Here is a 16,643-nt window from a genome sequence, read left to right on the forward strand (position 1 = left end):
GTTGAGGCAGTGGGTGGAAAAATTTTGAGCATTTGCCCTAAATTTTTTGTCAGAGTACTTGACATTACCCCAGTTGTCACTGCTATATTAAAGAAGGTTAAGCCGTTGGGGCGTGGCCAAGTGGTAAGGCAGCGGGTTTTGGTTCCGCTATTCCTAGGTTCGAATCCTAGCGCCCCAGTTTTTCTGAAGAAAGTTATATTAACCTTTTGATTGGGTTCCGTTTGCTTCTGAACCCTAAAGGAGGTTCCGCCTCCAGATGGCATTCCCATGCTGAGCATGGGAACGACGAAGGAAGTGTGAGTTCTTGAGCAATGAATTTAGGGGCTTGTATCCTTTTTTATTTTTTTTGACTTTTGACTTTTGACTTTCCGTAGGGCGTCAGGAATATCACTGAATGTAGGATATGATTAATACTTGAATCAAATAAAAAGTTTAAATAAAGTAACCAAACTTTCTTCTGTAATGCTACTCTAGTCATGGAGCCTAGCTCATAATGGAAGAGTTATAAGAAGATTGAACCAGGGTATTAGATCTATCAGATAGAATTTTGACAACCTCAAGCGAAACTTGGGATTGTGTGTAAATTGTGAATCTTCAACGAATGCAGTAATTTAGCTTGGTGTTGATCAAGGCTTGTTAGTTGGATGCATTCCACTAATCAATGCAATTACGAACCAGGCTGGCATTTGCATAAAAAAATCTAGTAACTGAATAGACTGAAGCTATGTTTCAATCAGAGAAGTATCCTCAAACCTTGATAAAAACTGAAGATGAATTAGATTTAGGTCAAATTGGATCTACTTTGCGCCGCCGAGCTTTGTTAATTGTCGGGATGACAGGTGTAGTAGCAACGGCAGCGACGTTGAAGACAAAAGCAGATCCACCTATATATGAAGGCAATTTTGAGATTTTAACCAAGCCTGTAACAGGAGAAAGCAAGGCGATAGCGAATATTCCTCAAAGCCTGGGTTCACAACAACAGGGAGCGATGGCACCTCCTGAGTTAGAGTCAGTACCCACCACAATACAAGTACTATACAGTCGAGGCATACTAGATCCAGTTGTCCAAGTTCTTCAAACTAGATACCCGAACGTAACTTACAACTCAGTAGTTCGCAAACTAAAAATTAAGTCAGAAAAGCCCAACATATTAGAAGTAGAATATACGCACTCAAACCCGCAGCAAGTCCGTGACGTTTTAAGCCTACTCAAAGATGCATATTTGCAGTATAGTTTGGCAGAACGTCAAGAAGAAGTTAATCAAGCAATTTATTTTGTTAACCAACAAGTAAAGCCACTCAGACAAAGAGTAGAAGATTGGCAAGAAAAACTGCGCACGCTGCGAAGCACAAATAACTTAATCGATCCAGCACAGAAAGCGCAAGAAGTTTCCAACCATGTTACTGTGTTGACGCAAAACCGATTAGACAATCGAGTACAACTACAACAAATGTTAGCTCGGTATAACGGTTTGCAAACAGAGTTAGGACAACAAGCAGGAGCTTCGCCAAGTAATCCATTGCTAAGTGAAAACGCTAGTTACCAAAAACTACTCGCTCAAGTACAAGAAGTAAACGCTCAAATTGCTAAACGCTCAACTATCTTCACCAACGAAGAAGAAGGAATGAAGCGTTTGAATGAACAGCAAGCTAATCTAGTTGGATTGCTAGAGCAAGAAAGAGCGCGAGTGAACAGAGAATATCAAAGCCGTATTCGGGAATTGCAAACGCGAGATGTTTCTCTAGGTGAGAAAATTAACAGTCTCAACATCTACTTGAGAACTTTGGCAACGACTAGCCGTGATTACGAGAACATTCAGCGAGAGTTAAGAATCGCCACTGATGCTCTAACACAATTTACAGCTAAACAACAAGCACTAGAGATAGAAAAAGCGCAAAGGCTACAACCTTGGAAGTCACTCGATCCTAGATTTACTCAAGTTTATCAACCAGCCCCTGCTCCCGATAATCTAGGAGTAAACTTGGCAATGGGAGGTGTATTAGGGATGTTGCTGGGTGTAGGAGCAGCTTTAGTTTTAGACAAGCTGAGTAACGTATTCTACACTACACAAGATCTCAAAGACGCTACTACACTGCCTTTATTAGGTGTAGTTCCCTTGAGAAAAGAACTGGGGGCATTAGCTTTGCAAGAAGATGGCGCTCACCAAGCAACCCGCGCCTCTTTCTTTGAAGTTTTTCGTTCTCTTTACACCAATATTCTTCTACTTGGTTCAGATACACCAATTCGCTCACTGGTAATTAGTTCAGCACAACCAGAAGAAGGTAAGACTACTGTTGCTATACAATTAGCCTTAGCCGCAGCAGCAATGGGGCAAAGAGTATTACTAGTAGATGCGAATCTTCGTTGTCCTACCATACACAACCGAGTAGGACTAATGAATATTCAAGGATTAACCGATCTCATCTCTCAAGACTTAGACTGGAGCAATGTGATTGAGCGATCGCCTTTAGAAGACAACCTATTTGTTCTTACCGCAGGTCCGGTTCCTCCTGATTCTACCAGATTGCTTGCCTCTCACAAAATGCAAGACTTGATGGACAACTTACAATCCTCTTTTGATTTAGTAATTTATGATACTCCACCTCTAGTTGGTTTTGCGGATGCAAACTTGCTAGCCGCCAATACCAATGGAGTAATGCTAGTCGCAGGATTGCGCAATCTCAAGCGTACTGTATTCCATCAAGCACTGGAGGAAATCCAAGTAGCTGGTACTCCTGTTTTAGGAGTGGTAGCTAATAAATCTAAAGACGCTACACCTGCTTCTCACAGTCACTACCAACAGTACTACAGACAGAGCGTAAGTATAGAGAGGGTTGGAGAAGAAAGTAACAATACTAACTCAAAAACAATTGCTCTCAAGAGAATTAAATGAGGTTCGACACTCAGAACCTCAACAGGGTGCAATAATTTTTCGCAAGTGAAAATTTTTATTTTAAAACTAGAGGGCGAACAGCCGTTTGCCCCTACTTGTCGGGAGATTTTAAAGCCAGATCTAACACTTGTCTTGCCTGTTCTGCTTTTGAACGGGCTTCTTGATAACGCATATTCGCTTGAGCAAAATTTTTCAGAACTTTAAAACCTTCCTTTAAACGAGTAATTTCTTCTTCAGTCACAGAATTATCTGTAAACAAGACATCAACAGCTTTGCGAACTTCCATAGCTTCAGTGCGAGTCTCCTGCACCTTAAGCTTGAGTGTAGCCAGATTACTCAACACCTGTACAGCTTGTGTAATAGCATCTTCACCGCTATCACCTTCTACTGGTGTTTCTTTTACTTCTATTAGTTGTTGAGGACCAAATCCCTCTTCGAGATCTGTAGGTAACTTACCATCATCCATCAGTTGCATCAACTGATCCATAGCTTTGTCACGGGCTTTAGCTGAATCTTTGCCAGGAACAGAGATGATGATTTCTGGGCTTTGAGCAAGAGTATACTGAACCATATTTAGGCAGAAAATTTGCTACTCAATTAAGTAGGAGGAATCAATTCTAACGTAAAATCTAATTATAAAACTAGTTAAATATTAACCAATGTAGAAAAAATTTGGGTGATTTATATTTTGTGAGGCTCCGCCTCATGAAGCCATTCCCATGCAAAGCATGGGAACGAGATGAACTAAACAAATTCCTCGCCTGCCTTCTGCCTTCTTCTGCCTTCATCAAAAATAAAACTTTATACTGAAAGAAGATGAATTTCTCTTGAGGGAAGAGGATGGCTCCCAATCCCACTATTATACAAGCGGTGGAACAATTAGGCTACCGCGTTACCGTTGGTGATGTAGCAACCCAAGCAGGATTAAATGTTGCAGAAACAAATCAAGGGTTATTAGCCCTTGCTTCTGACGCAGGCGGACATTTACAGGTATCCGATACAGGTGATATTATTTACGTATTTTCTCAAGATTTAAACGCAAAATTACGTAATAAGTATTTGCGATTACGGTTGCAGGAATGGTGGAAAAAGGTTTGGAGTGTTCTGTTTTATCTAATTAGAATATCCTTTGGAATTTTCTTAATTGTTTCCATAGCTTTAATTGCTATGTCCATTATCATGATTGTTACGGCAATCAATTCAGACCGTGATAGTGGCGATAGTGGCGGCAACTTTAGTGGTGGCTTCTTCTATTTCCCAGATTTATTTTGGTATCTTAGTCCAGATTATGACACCCGTCAGCAACAAAGACGGCGCGAGAAAAGCAATCTGAATTTCTTTGAAGCAGTGTTTTCGTTTTTGTTTGGTGATGGTAATCCCAACGTCAAGTTAGAAGAACGTCGTTGGCAAACAATTGCTACCGTAATTAGGAGTAATCGTGGTGCTGTAGTAGCTGAACAAATTGCTCCATATCTGGACGATCTAGGGTTCGGCTCTGCAAAAGACTATGAAGATTATATGTTACCCGTTCTCACTCGCTTTAACGGACAACCAGCAGTAAGTCCTGAAGGGGAAATTGTCTATTACTTCCCACAATTGCAAGTTACTGCCGTTAAACAGCACGAGCAACCAGTACCAGTTTATCTGGAAGAATTACCTTGGCGCTTCAGTGCAGCAACTTCAGGACAAGTTCTCCTCAGTGCTGGATTGGGTGTAGCCAACTTTGTCGGTGCTTTAGTACTAGGAAGTTTATTAAGAGATGGGGCTGCTTCCATTGGTGGATTAGTAGGTTTTGTGCAACTCATCTACTGGGTGCTATTGGGTTACGGAACGGGTTTTTTGATTGTACCGTTAGTACGTTATTTCTGGATTCAATGGCGCAATCAAAAAATTGCTGCACGTAATGGCGATCGCCGCTCTAGAGCTAAGCTATTAGCAAGCGCAGATACTTCTTTGCAACAGAAAATCGCCTATGCGCATCAGTTTGCCAACGAAAAATTCATCAGCAAAGAAGATTTAGCATACACCACAGAATCTGACTTACTGGAACAGGAATTTGGGAGACTAGGAGAGTAGGGGAGATTAATCGCGTCTGTACAGACGCGATTAATCGCGTCTCTACTTCGCTCGAATAGGCGCGAGGGCTACGCCTCGGTAATAATAATTCAAAATTTGCAGGTGGTTGTATCCCTGCCGTGCTAGATTATAAGCCCCCCACTGACTCATACCCAAACCATGTCCGTAGCCAAGTCCTTTAAGAATAAAACCACCATTGCCGTTAGAAATAGAGAAGCGGGTGCTTTTAAGTTTGAGTGCTGTACGTACCTCTTCACCTCTGAGTATCTTCTCTCCCTTGTCGCCAACAATTTTTAAAGCTTTCACACTGCGAAACGGCGAAAAAGTCTGTGGAATCATCTGCTTAACATTGCCTACTTCTGGGATTTGAGCGCTAATTTCCCCAGGAGAAAAAGTTCTCACCCAATTGCATTCACTAATATTTTGGTCGTAGTCAGGAACAGCACGTAGGTAAGGTAGATTATTTCCCCAAACATCTTCTACATTTTCAGTATGTCCCCCCGAACAAGCATGGAACACAGAGAGAATAATTTGGTTTTTGTAAGTTAGTACCTCTCCCGCCGTGGCGTCTACTGCAGCATAGATAGTGGGAGATTCACTGCTGACACCTTGGTAAATTTGCCAACGATCTGGGCTACTGCCTAAATCATAAATCGGATTATTGCGCTGTCTTTCGCGTTCATAAAGGGCGAAGGTACGGGCAGCGATCGCTTGCGCTTTCAGTGCTGCTTGAGGCCATCTTCTGTCCATTTCGCCCCCAATCACGCTGTAGAGATACTCTTCTAAATCTACCCAGTTTACAGCCGTTAACCCTTTTCCGGTGGGTACAACAAGAGTCCTACCTCGATACCAGCGATCCTTAATAAAAACAAATCCTTTACCTGTCGGCTCAATCCAAAATAAATTAGACTGCCACTTATTCAAAGCTACTCCACCAGGAACAGCTTGAGCAAAAAAAGAACTCTTTCCTGGTAATTGTCCCAAAGTACGACCACTAACATCCTTAACTACAGCAGTCGTAGAACTACCAACTTTTACTTGATTGACATCCCTCTCAATTGCTATACGCAGAATGACAGAAGCTTGAGATGGGGCAATCAAAGCAAACCAGAAGAGAATACTCAGCCACCAATGGCGTCCTTTAATCTGGGAAAATAGCGAGGCTAGTAACAGTTGGAATTTCATGCTAATAATTTTTATTCGCTGTTATGTATGTTTGACGCTTTGTTTTTAAGTAGTTTCCTTAGTCGCGTTTGAAATTATAACCGCAAAGGCGCGAAGAGCGCGAAGAAATTTTCCTTCGTGTCCAAGCGCGTCTTTGTGGTTCAATACTTAAATTGACTTGCTAAAGGATAAACAATCCTTATACAGTAGCAGGTTCGCTTACTTCATTAGCAAGAATTCCCATCACATTCAACTTACTGACAATATCTGTAGCTTGGATTACTTCACTTGCAGTTACCTTACCCATGCGTGCCACCATGACGATACCTTGAGACAGAGAGGCCAAAATTCTGCCATCTACTGTGCCGAGAATGGGAGGAGCATCGATGAGCACAAGATCGTAAGTTTGTGCAAAAAACTCCAGTAGTTCTTTCATTCGCTGGGAACTCAGTAACTTCACAGTATCTTCTGGCGTGGGTCCTGCAGTCAATACGTCAATAGAAGGGTGAATGGGCTGGATATATTCTTGAACTGATGAATTTGTCTCTTCGATTAATAATAGAGATAGCCCCCAGTCATTAGAAAGCCCCAAAATTTTGTGTAGGTGTGGCGATCGCATGTTAGCATCAATCACTAGTACCCGTTGATGCATCCGTGCTGCACTATCGGCAAGCCCCAATGCTACAGTTGACTTTCCTTCTCCTGAAACTGCTGAAGTCAACATCAACGATTTAGAGGATACTTGAGGCGTGAGGATTTGAATATTTTGGTACGCCATATCCAGCGTTTCATGAGTTGGCAAAGAAGTATAGATATCTTGTGATTCTTCTTTACGGCTTTTACCATTCCAAGGCAAGCTCAAAAATCTTTTTTTCCCACCAAAGCGACGACAGTGAGGGACTGTTCCAAGTAACCGTAAGTTAGTTAACTGCTGTAAGTCTTGTGTAGAATAGATTGTGTTGTGAGACATTTCCCACATTAAGGCGGCTAAAATACCCACTAGTGGTGCCATTAACCCTCCCCCAAAGAGAAATAGTAATCTATTGCTACCTAAGTAGGTTCCTCGTTGGGGTTCTTCCAAAATTTGCCAATTCAACCCTGCTTGAGCGATTTTTATTCCCAAAAGTTGTTGTGCGCTATTGAGTTGCTCAAGTGTTTTGCGATGAGTTTCTACATCTGGTAATAAACGGTTGTACTGAGAGATTAAGTTTGGATATTTACTTAATTCTGCGCGAATTTGCTGTTCTGTTTCACTGAGGCTTTTTTCATTTGCACGTAATCCCTGAACAGCCGTTTGCAATTTAACTAACTCTTCAGTTAACTTCCGATCTACTGTAGCATTTTCTGATGAAGTAGATTGTAGTTCTCTTGTAATGGTAAAATCTGGAGTATCAAGATTAATTTCTAGTTGGTCTTGTGGCGAAAGCGAGACTTTCTGTAATAATGCCATTTGACTCTGACGCTGCTGTAGTAGTTTTTGTACCACTGGTGAGTCATCAGTATAGCGCAGTCGTTCTTCTGCCAAAGCTACTTCAGTCTTTTGAACTTCGTTAAGTAGCATTTGATAGCGATTGGGTGGCTTCAAACCAGAAACAAAAACTGCTTTCTGACTTGAAGATGCTATTTCCTGCTGCAAATTACTGCTTCTCGCCTGTAAATCTTGAAGTTGTGCGCGAGTAATTTGCAGTTGTTTTCTAATATCAGCAAGAGACTGGAGAAGAATTCTACCTTGTACCTCTGGATCAAGCAAATTATTATTTTTACGAAACTTCTCCAAATTTTTCTGAGCTTGATTCAAACGTGACTTAACTTTGGGTAATTGTTCGTTAATAAATGAAATTCCTTTACTAAGACGCTGTTTTTGTTGCTCTATGTTGTGCTTTTGATACACATTCTGTAAAGCTTGAAGGACTTTTTGTACTTTCAGAGGATCATCATCTTGAAAAGAAACTTCTAATACCTGACTAAGAATTTTGTTCTCTCCAGGCGGTTCTTGTACCGAAGTTATAACTAAAGGTGCTGATTTTTTACCTTTACCCTTAATCCGGTCTACTGTAATATCTGAATACTCATGACGGAGAGAATCTACAGCCTTTTGTATCAGCATAGAACTCAACATCAGCTTCATTTGTGGAGTGTAGTCATTATCAATATTATCAACCACTCCCAACTCAGAGCCAAAGAGTTGGTTATTTAACTTTCCTTCATCTATTCTAGAACTTACTAGAATCTGCATAGAACTTTGGTACGTCGGTTTTGCAATTAAAGCCAAAATACTTGCAACTGCTAAAACGACAAAGGAAACAGTCAATATTATCCTACGTCTCTTTAGTAAAATTGTAGAGATTTGTTTGATGTTAACTCTACGTTGTGGGGAAGCAAGAATTAGCTTTCCTCGATTCAAACCAATGTTAGCCACTGTTCAATACCTCTGCAACAATTTTTCACGCCTACTGTTATCTATCAGTTATTTACCGTAGCTCCAAGTGAGGTATTTAACATTTATTACTACACAAATAACCCTGCACTGTTCATTGATAACTGATAGGAAAATAAATCGTCTAGCAAGTAAAACTACTCAACCATTTTTTACTTTGAACCTACGAATACTAAAATTTAGCTTCATTTAAAACTAAATTGACAATAATGAAATGTCAACCCTATTCCTTAATCTTTACATATAGTTCCTAGTTAATATTTTTTTATCCTGGTATATTATTGTCTGCTTTAACTCCAAGACTTTCTATTAATTAGAGTTGTAATAATATTTGCTCAAAAGAGATTAAGATAATTATTGAGTATTCAATTAAAGTAAGTGTTTATTAGTAATTAAAAATACTCGTAACTATACTTGTGTTACCTTTAATTTAAAGTAAGTGTTATGGTTAAAAGCCTAATAAATACAGATTTATTGTAAAACTATATGATAAAAAATGTTAGCTGTAAACAGCCGATTGCTCACTAAAATTGAATAAAAAATAACAAGAAAAAATTATCTTTATGTATGTAAAAAGTTTGATTGTTTTACTAAAGTTGTATAATATTCAAGCTTGTTATCTAGTTAAAAGCTGAAAATTAAGTAAATTTAAATAAAAAGTTAGTATATTTATTTACGAAAATAAAATTTAAATTGCTTGAAATAATGGATAAATTTGATTAAACAAATTAAAGATTTAGTAAATTTTCAGAAGCCCGACTTCTTCAAGAAGTCGGGCTTCTTGGGGCAGCCGGAACGTCTCTACGACTAAACCTCTGTTAACTGCTTCTCGCGCCGTCTGGGTACTTCGTATGTCATAAAATCATAAGCCATGTCAGTGTGGGGAAAAATAGCACGGGCTTCTTGAAGTAAATCCTTCAAGTCCAACTCGTTTCCTGGAGCATAACGGGGACTGAAATGAGTCATAATCAAATGGTGCGCTCCAGCGGCTAAAGCTGTTTGAGCAGCCATAGTGGTTGTGGAATGCAACCGCTGAAAAGCCATATCTGCATCTTGATGAGCAAAGGTGGCTTCGTGAATTAACAAATCGGCATCTTGTGCTAACTCCACAGCGCCATCACAATAAACTGTATCTGTACAATAAGCAATTTTACGTCCAATTTCTGTCGGTCCACATAGGTCAGCGCCGTTAATTACTCGCCCATCCAACAGCGTTACTGTTTCTCCGCGTTTTAGTTGTCCGTAAACTCTACCTGGAGGAATTTGCAATTCTTGGGCTTTTTCTATATTAAAGCGCCCTGCTCGGTCTTTTTCTGCTATTCGATAGCCAAAGGCGGTAATGCGATGATGCAAAAGACCACAGGTAACAGTGTATTCATCGTCTTCGTAAATTATCCCAGGGCGAACAGCGTGAACTTTTACCGGGTAGGAAAAATGTGTGTGGGAGTAACGGGAAGCTGCTTGTAGGTAATCGTTTAATCCGGGAGGACCATATATATCGACACGTTGCACGTTACCAGCTAAGCCGCAACTAGCTAGAAGACCCATTAAACCAAAAATGTGGTCGCCGTGCATGTGGGTAATAAAAATTCGGCAGAGTTGGCTAATTTTTAGGTCACTCCTTATAATCTGATGCTGCGTACCTTCACCACAGTCGAACAACCACATCTCTGCCCGTTGTGGTAATCTCAGGGCTACACTAGAAACATTTCGCGATCGCGTTGGTACACCGGAACTCGTCCCTAAAAATGTGATCTGCACAGCGTTATGCCTGCCTTCATGAATGCTTAATTTGCCATCTCTACTCCTATACTGACACGTTTGACGTAAGTCTACCCTCATCTTGATTCACAAAATCTTCATACATTTCTGATGTATTTTGGTACTTAATATATCTCAAAAATTTTAGAAAATAGTTAATAAGTCTCAAATCACAAGACTAACCTAAATTTTTAGGGGAAAATATGACTCCCAACTTTCTCGAACACCTGCAAAGTCCAAATCGCCCGGTTATCGTCTTTGACGGTGCAATGGGAACTAACTTGCAACTGCAAAACCTCACCGCCGTTGATTTTGGTGGTGCACAATACGAAGGTTGTAACGAATATCTTGTCCACACCAAGCCAGAAGCGGTGGCGAAGGTTCACCGCGACTTTCTCGCCGCTGGTGCGGATGTAATTGAAACGGATACTTTTGGCGGTACGTCAATTGTACTGGCAGAATACGATTTAGCAGATCAGGCGTACTACCTGAGTAAAACAGCTGCTGAACTGGCAAAGGGTGTGGCTGCTGAATTTTCTACTCCAGAAAAACCCCGGTTTGTGGCTGGTTCCATCGGACCTACTACTAAATTACCTACCCTGGGACATATTGACTTTGATACCATGAAAGCATCCTTCGCAGAACAAGCTGAAGCGCTGTACGATGGTGGTGTGGATTTATTCATTGTCGAGACTTGCCAAGATGTGCTGCAAATTAAAGCCGCGCTGAATGGGATTGAGGAAGTTTTTGCTAAGAAAGGCGATCGCCGTCCGCTGATGGTATCCGTGACAATGGAAAGTATGGGTACAATGTTGGTAGGTACAGAAATTAGCGCTGTACTGACAATTTTAGAACCTTACCCAATCGACGTTCTCGGTCTGAACTGTGCTACAGGACCAGACCTCATGAAACCACATATCAAGTATCTATCAGAACATTCGCCCTTCGTGGTTTCCTGTATACCTAACGCGGGTTTACCTGAAAACGTAGGTGGTCAAGCACACTACCGCCTAACAGCAGTGGAATTACGGATGGCATTGATGCATTTTGTTGAAGATTTGGGTGTCCAAGTGATTGGGGGTTGCTGTGGGACACGTCCAGAACACATTCAACAATTAGCAGAAATTGCCCAAGAATTGAAGCCAAAAGTTAGACACCCTGAACAGGAACCAGCAGCAGCTTCAATTTATAGTATTCAACCATACGACCAAGATAACTCTTTCCTAATTATCGGTGAACGTCTTAACGCCAGTGGTTCTAAGAAATGCCGCGAATTGCTCAATGCCGAAGACTGGGATGGTTTGGTATCAATGGCGCGGGCGCAAGTAAAAGAAGGTGCCCACATCCTTGATGTTAACGTTGACTACGTGGGACGAGATGGCGTGCGGGATATGCACGAACTAGTTTCACGTATAGTAAACAATGTTACATTGCCCCTGATGCTCGACTCCACCGAATGGGAAAAGATGGAGGCGGGTTTGAAAGTTGCTGGCGGTAAGTGTTTGCTCAACTCCACTAACTACGAAGACGGGGAACCACGTTTCTTAAAAGTGTTGGAATTGGCAAAACAGTACGGGGCAGGTGTAGTTATTGGTACAATTGATGAAGAGGGCATGGCGCGAACTGCCGAGAAGAAGTTTGCTATTGCCCAACGTGCTTACCGTCAAGCAGTGGAATACGGCATACCCCCATACGAGATATTTTTTGATACTCTAGCTCTACCGATTTCTACTGGGATTGAGGAAGATAGAGAAAACGGTAAAGCGACAATTGAAGCTATTCGTCGCATTCGTCAAGAATTGCCACGATGTCACGTTGTTTTGGGTGTTTCCAATATTTCCTTTGGTTTAAACCCAGCGGCGCGCTTCGTGCTGAACTCGATGTTTTTGCATGAGGCGCAAGCAGCTGGCATGGATGCAGCAATTGTCAGCGCCAACAAAATTCTCCCACTGTCCAAAATTGAGCCGAAACATCAAGAAATCTGTCACCAGTTGATTTATGATGAACGTAAGTTCGAGGGTAATGTTTGTGTTTATGACCCCTTAGCAGAACTTACCACGTTGTTTGAAGGGGTGACGACGAAACGCGACAAAGGCGTTGACGAAAATCTACCCATCGAAGAACGCCTCAAACGGCATATCATTGATGGCGAACGCATTGGTTTAGAGGAACAACTGGCAAAGGCGCTAGAAACATATCCTCCTCTGCAAATTATCAACACCTTCCTGCTTGATGGTATGAAAGTGGTAGGTGAATTGTTCGGTTCCGGGCAAATGCAGCTACCTTTCGTGTTACAGTCAGCGGAAACCATGAAAGCAGCGGTGGCTTATTTGGAACCTTTCATGGAAAAGACGGAAACAGGTAACAATGGCAAAGGAACTTTTATTATCGCCACAGTTAAAGGCGATGTTCATGACATTGGTAAAAACCTGGTGGATATCATCTTGTCTAATAACGGTTATAAGGTGATTAACCTGGGTATTAAGCAACCAGTGGAAAATATCATTGATGCTTACGAAAAGCACAACGCTGATTGTATCGCCATGAGCGGTTTGCTTGTGAAGTCAACTGCTTTTATGAAGGAGAATTTGGAGGTATTTAACGAGAAGGGAATTACTGTTCCTGTAATTTTGGGGGGTGCGGCGCTGACTCCGAAGTTTGTTTATGAGGATTGCCAGAATACTTACAAAGGTAAGGTGGTTTATGGCAAGGATGCTTTTTCTGATTTGCACTTCATGGATAAGTTGATGCCTGCGAAATCTGCTGCGAAGTGGGATGATTTGCAGGGCTTTTTGGATGAAGTGGAGGAGAATGGACATAAAGCTGTTGTAGAGAAGGCTTCTAGTGTGCCTGTGGAATCCGGGGAAGCTCAACCCGTAGAAGTGGATACGAGGCGCTCTGAAGCTGTGTTTGTGGATATTGAACGCCCAACTCCGCCTTTCTGGGGGACGAAGTTGTTGGAATTGAGTGATATTCCTTGGGAGGAGGTTTTCTGGTATTTAGATTTGCAGGCTTTGATTGCTGGGCAGTGGCAGTTTCGTAAGCCTAAGGAGCAGTCTAAGGAGGAGTATCAGGATTTCTTGGCGCAGAAGGTGTATCCGATTTTGTCGGAGTGGAAGCTGCGGATTGTTGCGGAGGGTTTGTTGCAACCGAGGGTGATTTATGGGTATTTTCCTTGTCAGGCTGAGGGAAATTCGTTGTTGGTTTATGATTGGAACCGCGAAGAAGCGAAGAACACAAAGGAAATAGCGAGGTTTGAGTTTCCGAGGCAAAGATCGTTGAGGAGATTGTGTATTGCTGATTTCTTTGCGCCGAAGGAGTCGGGGGTGATTGATGTGTTCCCGATGCATGCGGTGACTGTGGGGGATGTGGCGACGGAGTTTGCGCAGAAGTTGTTTGGTGATAATCTGTATACGGATTATCTGTATTTCCACGGTTTAGCTGTGCAGGTGGCGGAGGCTCTGGCTGAGTGGACTCATGCTCGGATTCGTCGGGAGTTGGGGTTTGGTGCCCAGGAACCGGATAATATTCGGGATGTTTTGGCTCAGCGCTATCAGGGTTCGCGGTATAGTTTTGGCTATCCGGCTTGTCCGAATATCCGGGATCAGTACAAGCAGCTTGAGTTGTTGGGGAGCGATCGCATCAACTTGTATATGGATGAAAGTGAGCAGCTTTATCCTGAACAGTCTACGACGGCGATTATTGCTTATCACCCAGTAGCTAAGTACTTTAGCGCGTAACCTCTTGTGTTGTCCCCTCTTCATTTACGGAGAGGGGAATTATACCGTTTCTCATGATAGTTGGCTACACACAATCCCCTCTTGCCCCCCTTTATAAGGGGGGTTGGGGGGTAAAGATGTCTGGCAACGACAAGGAGAATTGGTATTAAACGAGCTTCAACCAAGTAAATAATTCATCAACGCACAGAGTCAGCTTTATTTCTAACAACACAGGCAAAACATCTGCTCCAGCTAACAAATCCGGTAGGCGATCGCGCTGATATACTAGTACAGAGCGTTCGCTGGGATCAATTAACCATCCTAGCTGACTGCCATATTTCATGCAGTGCAAAATATTGCCTGTTACCTTGGTTTGACTTTGATTGGGCGAAAGGATTTCTATCACCCAAGGCGGTGCAAATTCAATACCAGTGTTAGTAATATCTCCACTCTCATCTACTGGTATTTGATTGGTAGCTATAATCGTGACATCAGGAACTACTGAACGATTGCCAAAGGTACAGCGCAATTCCGGAAAGGCTTCGTAGTTGCTACCTACTGCATCGATTGCAGCTACTAAACGCTTTTGTAAAAGGCTATGCTTCCCGCCTCCCATTGGTTTCTGAACCGCCTCTGTGTTGATGTATTCCCAGGCTGGTGATTCATCTATGTATGGAAGTTTTAAGAACTCCTCCAGAGTAGTTCTTGGAGTAGTAATTGTCATTTCCGTAACCACCTTTTTAATTTATTATACTTATGGTTCGGATTTGCCATAAATGTCTATTTATTATATCATCTTACTATAGCACAGAGATTGGCATAAAATTTAAAAGAAAGACATCGCCTCAATCTAAGCATCTATAGAAACAGAGTCGTAGGATAAAGAGTATGCAAGCTTACAAACTTAAAGGTAACGTTAATACAGCAGGTAACAAGCGTGATTACTGAATCAGTTAAGATGCCACCTGGAGATGTAGAAGTGATTGTTTTACAGGTAGATAGGACAGTTACCACCACGGTTACAGAAACAGAGTCACAAGCACAAACACCTAAAAGACCAACTAAAATCAAAGCTTTACAAAACTGGTTTGAAAAAACCCAGCCTGCCTCTGCCGATTTTGACACAGACCAAGCAAAATGGGAATACTTAAAGGAGAAACATAACCTGTGAAAGTCTTGCTAGACACCAATGTAATTGTAGATGTTGCTCTTGAACGTTACCCGCAATCCACAAGATTTCCCAGTGGTGACGCCTCGAATTATTACTCCCACTTTGCTAGTTCAAGAGTTAACTAATTCTTAGTTTACACAAGAGAGATGCGATCGCTCAAAGTATGGTGTTCACTAATGTCAGCTAAAGATATGGCAAAACTAGAACATTATCGCCAATGTGTCCAAACTATTCTAACTAAACACGGCAGCTACAAGCCCAAGCGTGGAGAGGTTGAGAATGAATTGATTTTTGATACAACACGCGATCGCTATCAGTTGATGTATGTTGGTTGGAATGGGCTACGTCGCGTATATCACAGCGTGATGCATTTTGATATTAAGGATGGCAAAATCTGGATTCAGCAAAATATGACTGATGTGGATGTTGCTCAAGAACTCGTTGACATGGGAGTGCCGAAAGAGGACATTGTGCTGGGGTTACAGCCGCCCTATAAACGTCCATATACGGGGTATGGAGTAGCTTGAGGGGAGAATTACCTGTATCTGGAATTGCTGGGAAGCGATCATACTACTGATTAGATATGGATAAACAACTGCTCAAAAAACTGCTAGTAGGCGAATTCTCGTGGAAAAGATTTGTGCGATCGCTCATCCTCATCTATTTATTTTTTGCTATTTATGTTTTTTTTCGGGCAGATAGCATGATTTTTCTGCCTCAACCGTCTAGCTACAAGGATACGAAGGAAATTCTTAAGTTGACAAGTGCGAATCAGACAAAGCTTTCAGCAGTCTACTTAGTTAATCCTACCGCTAAATACACTATTCTCTATGCTCATGGTAATGCAGAAGATTTGGGAGATATCCGACCAATACTAGAAAAATTACAAAATCTCGGTTTCAGCGTCTTTGCCTATGACTATCGGGGCTATGGCACGAGTGAGGGAACGCCTACAGAAAAACATGCTTATGAAGATATTGATACAGCTTACAATTATTTGACTCAACACTTAAAGATACCACCAGAGCGGATTATTGTTTTTGGACGTTCTGTTGGGGGTGGTTCAGCAGTGGATTTGGCTTACAGAAAACCTGTTGCAGGTTTAATTGTAGAAAGCTCTTTTATTTCAGCTTTTCGGGTAGTAGTGCCTTTGCCAATTTTACCTTTTGATAAGTTCACTAACCTTGAAAAAATTAAAAGGGTTAATTGTCCGGTATTGGTTATGCATGGAAAAGCAGATGACACTATTCCTTTTGCTCACGGAGAACAATTGTTTGCTGCTGCACCTTCACCAAAACTTTCTTTATGGGTAGATGAGGCAACTCATAATGATTTTACCTGGGTAGCGGGGGAAAGTTATGGAAAGATTTTGCGAGAGTTTGCCTCTTTAGTGGCAGAGAAACAGAGGATATAAACGATATA

12 protein-coding genes and 1 tRNA gene are annotated in these 16,643 nt (G+C 41.7%); 8 read left to right on the top strand and 5 right to left on the bottom strand.

What is annotated here, in order from left to right; genetic code table 11:
• The first annotated feature begins 106 nt into the window (after positions 1-106).
• Positions 107-178, top strand: a tRNA-Gln gene (locus ICL16_RS36375).
• Between the two features lie 546 nt (positions 179-724).
• A complete protein-coding gene (locus tag ICL16_RS36380; RefSeq protein ID WP_190836455.1) occupies positions 725-2,893 on the top strand; it encodes a GumC family protein in 2,169 nt (722 codons plus the stop codon).
• Positions 2,894-2,984: 91 nt separating this feature from the next.
• On the opposite strand, the gene ICL16_RS36385 is transcribed toward ICL16_RS36380, so the two are convergent.
• A complete protein-coding gene (locus tag ICL16_RS36385) occupies positions 2,985-3,464 on the bottom strand; it encodes a hypothetical protein (RefSeq protein WP_190836456.1) in 480 nt (159 codons plus the stop codon).
• Positions 3,465-3,733: 269 nt separating this feature from the next.
• Between ICL16_RS36385 and ICL16_RS36390 the strand changes: the two genes are divergently transcribed.
• Entirely contained in the window at positions 3,734-4,969 is a 1,236-nt protein-coding gene (locus tag ICL16_RS36390) for a hypothetical protein (protein WP_190836457.1), read from the top strand.
• A gap of 42 nt (positions 4,970-5,011) precedes the next feature.
• On the opposite strand, the gene ICL16_RS36395 is transcribed toward ICL16_RS36390, so the two are convergent.
• From ICL16_RS36395 to ICL16_RS36405, 3 genes are all read right to left on the bottom strand, one after another.
• Complete coding sequence (locus ICL16_RS36395; RefSeq protein ID WP_190836458.1) at positions 5,012-6,154, bottom strand: SpoIID/LytB domain-containing protein; 1,143 nt, start codon at positions 6,152-6,154, stop codon at positions 5,012-5,014.
• 178 nt (positions 6,155-6,332) lie between these two features.
• Positions 6,333-8,552, bottom strand: a complete 2,220-nt coding sequence (locus ICL16_RS36400) for a Wzz/FepE/Etk N-terminal domain-containing protein (protein ID WP_190836459.1) — start codon at positions 8,550-8,552, stop codon at positions 6,333-6,335.
• Between the two features lie 825 nt (positions 8,553-9,377).
• Entirely contained in the window at positions 9,378-10,331 is a 954-nt protein-coding gene (locus ICL16_RS36405) for a ribonuclease Z (protein ID WP_190836460.1), read from the bottom strand.
• A gap of 203 nt (positions 10,332-10,534) precedes the next feature.
• Here ICL16_RS36405 and metH point away from each other — a divergent pair, with 203 nt between their 5' ends.
• Positions 10,535-14,071, top strand: coding sequence for a methionine synthase (metH, locus tag ICL16_RS36410; protein ID WP_190836461.1), 3,537 nt, complete (start codon positions 10,535-10,537; stop codon positions 14,069-14,071).
• A 145-nt stretch (positions 14,072-14,216) separates the two neighbouring features.
• Here metH and ICL16_RS36415 read toward each other — a convergent pair whose 3' ends face one another.
• Entirely contained in the window at positions 14,217-14,774 is a 558-nt protein-coding gene (locus tag ICL16_RS36415) for a Uma2 family endonuclease (protein WP_190836462.1), read from the bottom strand.
• Between the two features lie 213 nt (positions 14,775-14,987).
• Between ICL16_RS36415 and ICL16_RS36420 the strand changes: the two genes are divergently transcribed.
• From ICL16_RS36420 to ICL16_RS36430, 4 genes are all read left to right on the top strand, one after another.
• Entirely contained in the window at positions 14,988-15,221 is a 234-nt protein-coding gene (locus tag ICL16_RS36420) for a hypothetical protein (RefSeq protein ID WP_238361111.1), read from the top strand.
• Positions 15,218-15,346: a PIN domain-containing protein gene (locus tag ICL16_RS46405; RefSeq protein ID WP_238361112.1), complete on the top strand. Its 129-nt coding sequence runs from the start codon at positions 15,218-15,220 to the stop codon at positions 15,344-15,346. The genes ICL16_RS36420 and ICL16_RS46405 overlap by 4 nt, the downstream gene beginning before the upstream one ends.
• 66 nt (positions 15,347-15,412) lie before the next feature.
• Entirely contained in the window at positions 15,413-15,748 is a 336-nt protein-coding gene (locus tag ICL16_RS36425; RefSeq protein ID WP_190836660.1) for a XisI protein, read from the top strand.
• Between the two features lie 56 nt (positions 15,749-15,804).
• A complete protein-coding gene (locus ICL16_RS36430) occupies positions 15,805-16,635 on the top strand; it encodes an alpha/beta hydrolase (protein ID WP_190836463.1) in 831 nt (276 codons plus the stop codon).
• Positions 16,636-16,643: the final 8 nt, after the last annotated feature.

It is taken from the genome of Iningainema tapete BLCC-T55, assembly GCF_014698965.1.
Taxonomy (GTDB): Bacteria; Cyanobacteriota; Cyanobacteriia; order Cyanobacteriales; family Nostocaceae; genus Iningainema; species Iningainema tapete.

Bases quoted from the DNA above. Each gene is read 5' to 3' on its own strand.
- ICL16_RS36380 (WP_190836455.1), top strand. From the start codon at position 725: ATGTTTCAATCAGAGAAGTATCCTCAAACCTTGATAAAAACTGAAGAT.
- ICL16_RS36385 (WP_190836456.1), bottom strand. From the start codon at position 3,464: ATGGTTCAGTATACTCTTGCTCAAAGCCCAGAAATCATCATCTCTGTT.
- ICL16_RS36390 (WP_190836457.1), top strand. From the start codon at position 3,734: ATGGCTCCCAATCCCACTATTATACAAGCGGTGGAACAATTAGGCTAC.
- ICL16_RS36395 (WP_190836458.1), bottom strand. From the start codon at position 6,154: ATGAAATTCCAACTGTTACTAGCCTCGCTATTTTCCCAGATTAAAGGA.
- metH (WP_190836461.1), top strand. From the start codon at position 10,535: ATGACTCCCAACTTTCTCGAACACCTGCAAAGTCCAAATCGCCCGGTT.
- ICL16_RS36415 (WP_190836462.1), bottom strand. From the start codon at position 14,774: ATGACAATTACTACTCCAAGAACTACTCTGGAGGAGTTCTTAAAACTT.
- ICL16_RS36425 (WP_190836660.1), top strand. From the start codon at position 15,413: ATGGCAAAACTAGAACATTATCGCCAATGTGTCCAAACTATTCTAACT.
- ICL16_RS36430 (WP_190836463.1), top strand. From the start codon at position 15,805: ATGGATAAACAACTGCTCAAAAAACTGCTAGTAGGCGAATTCTCGTGG.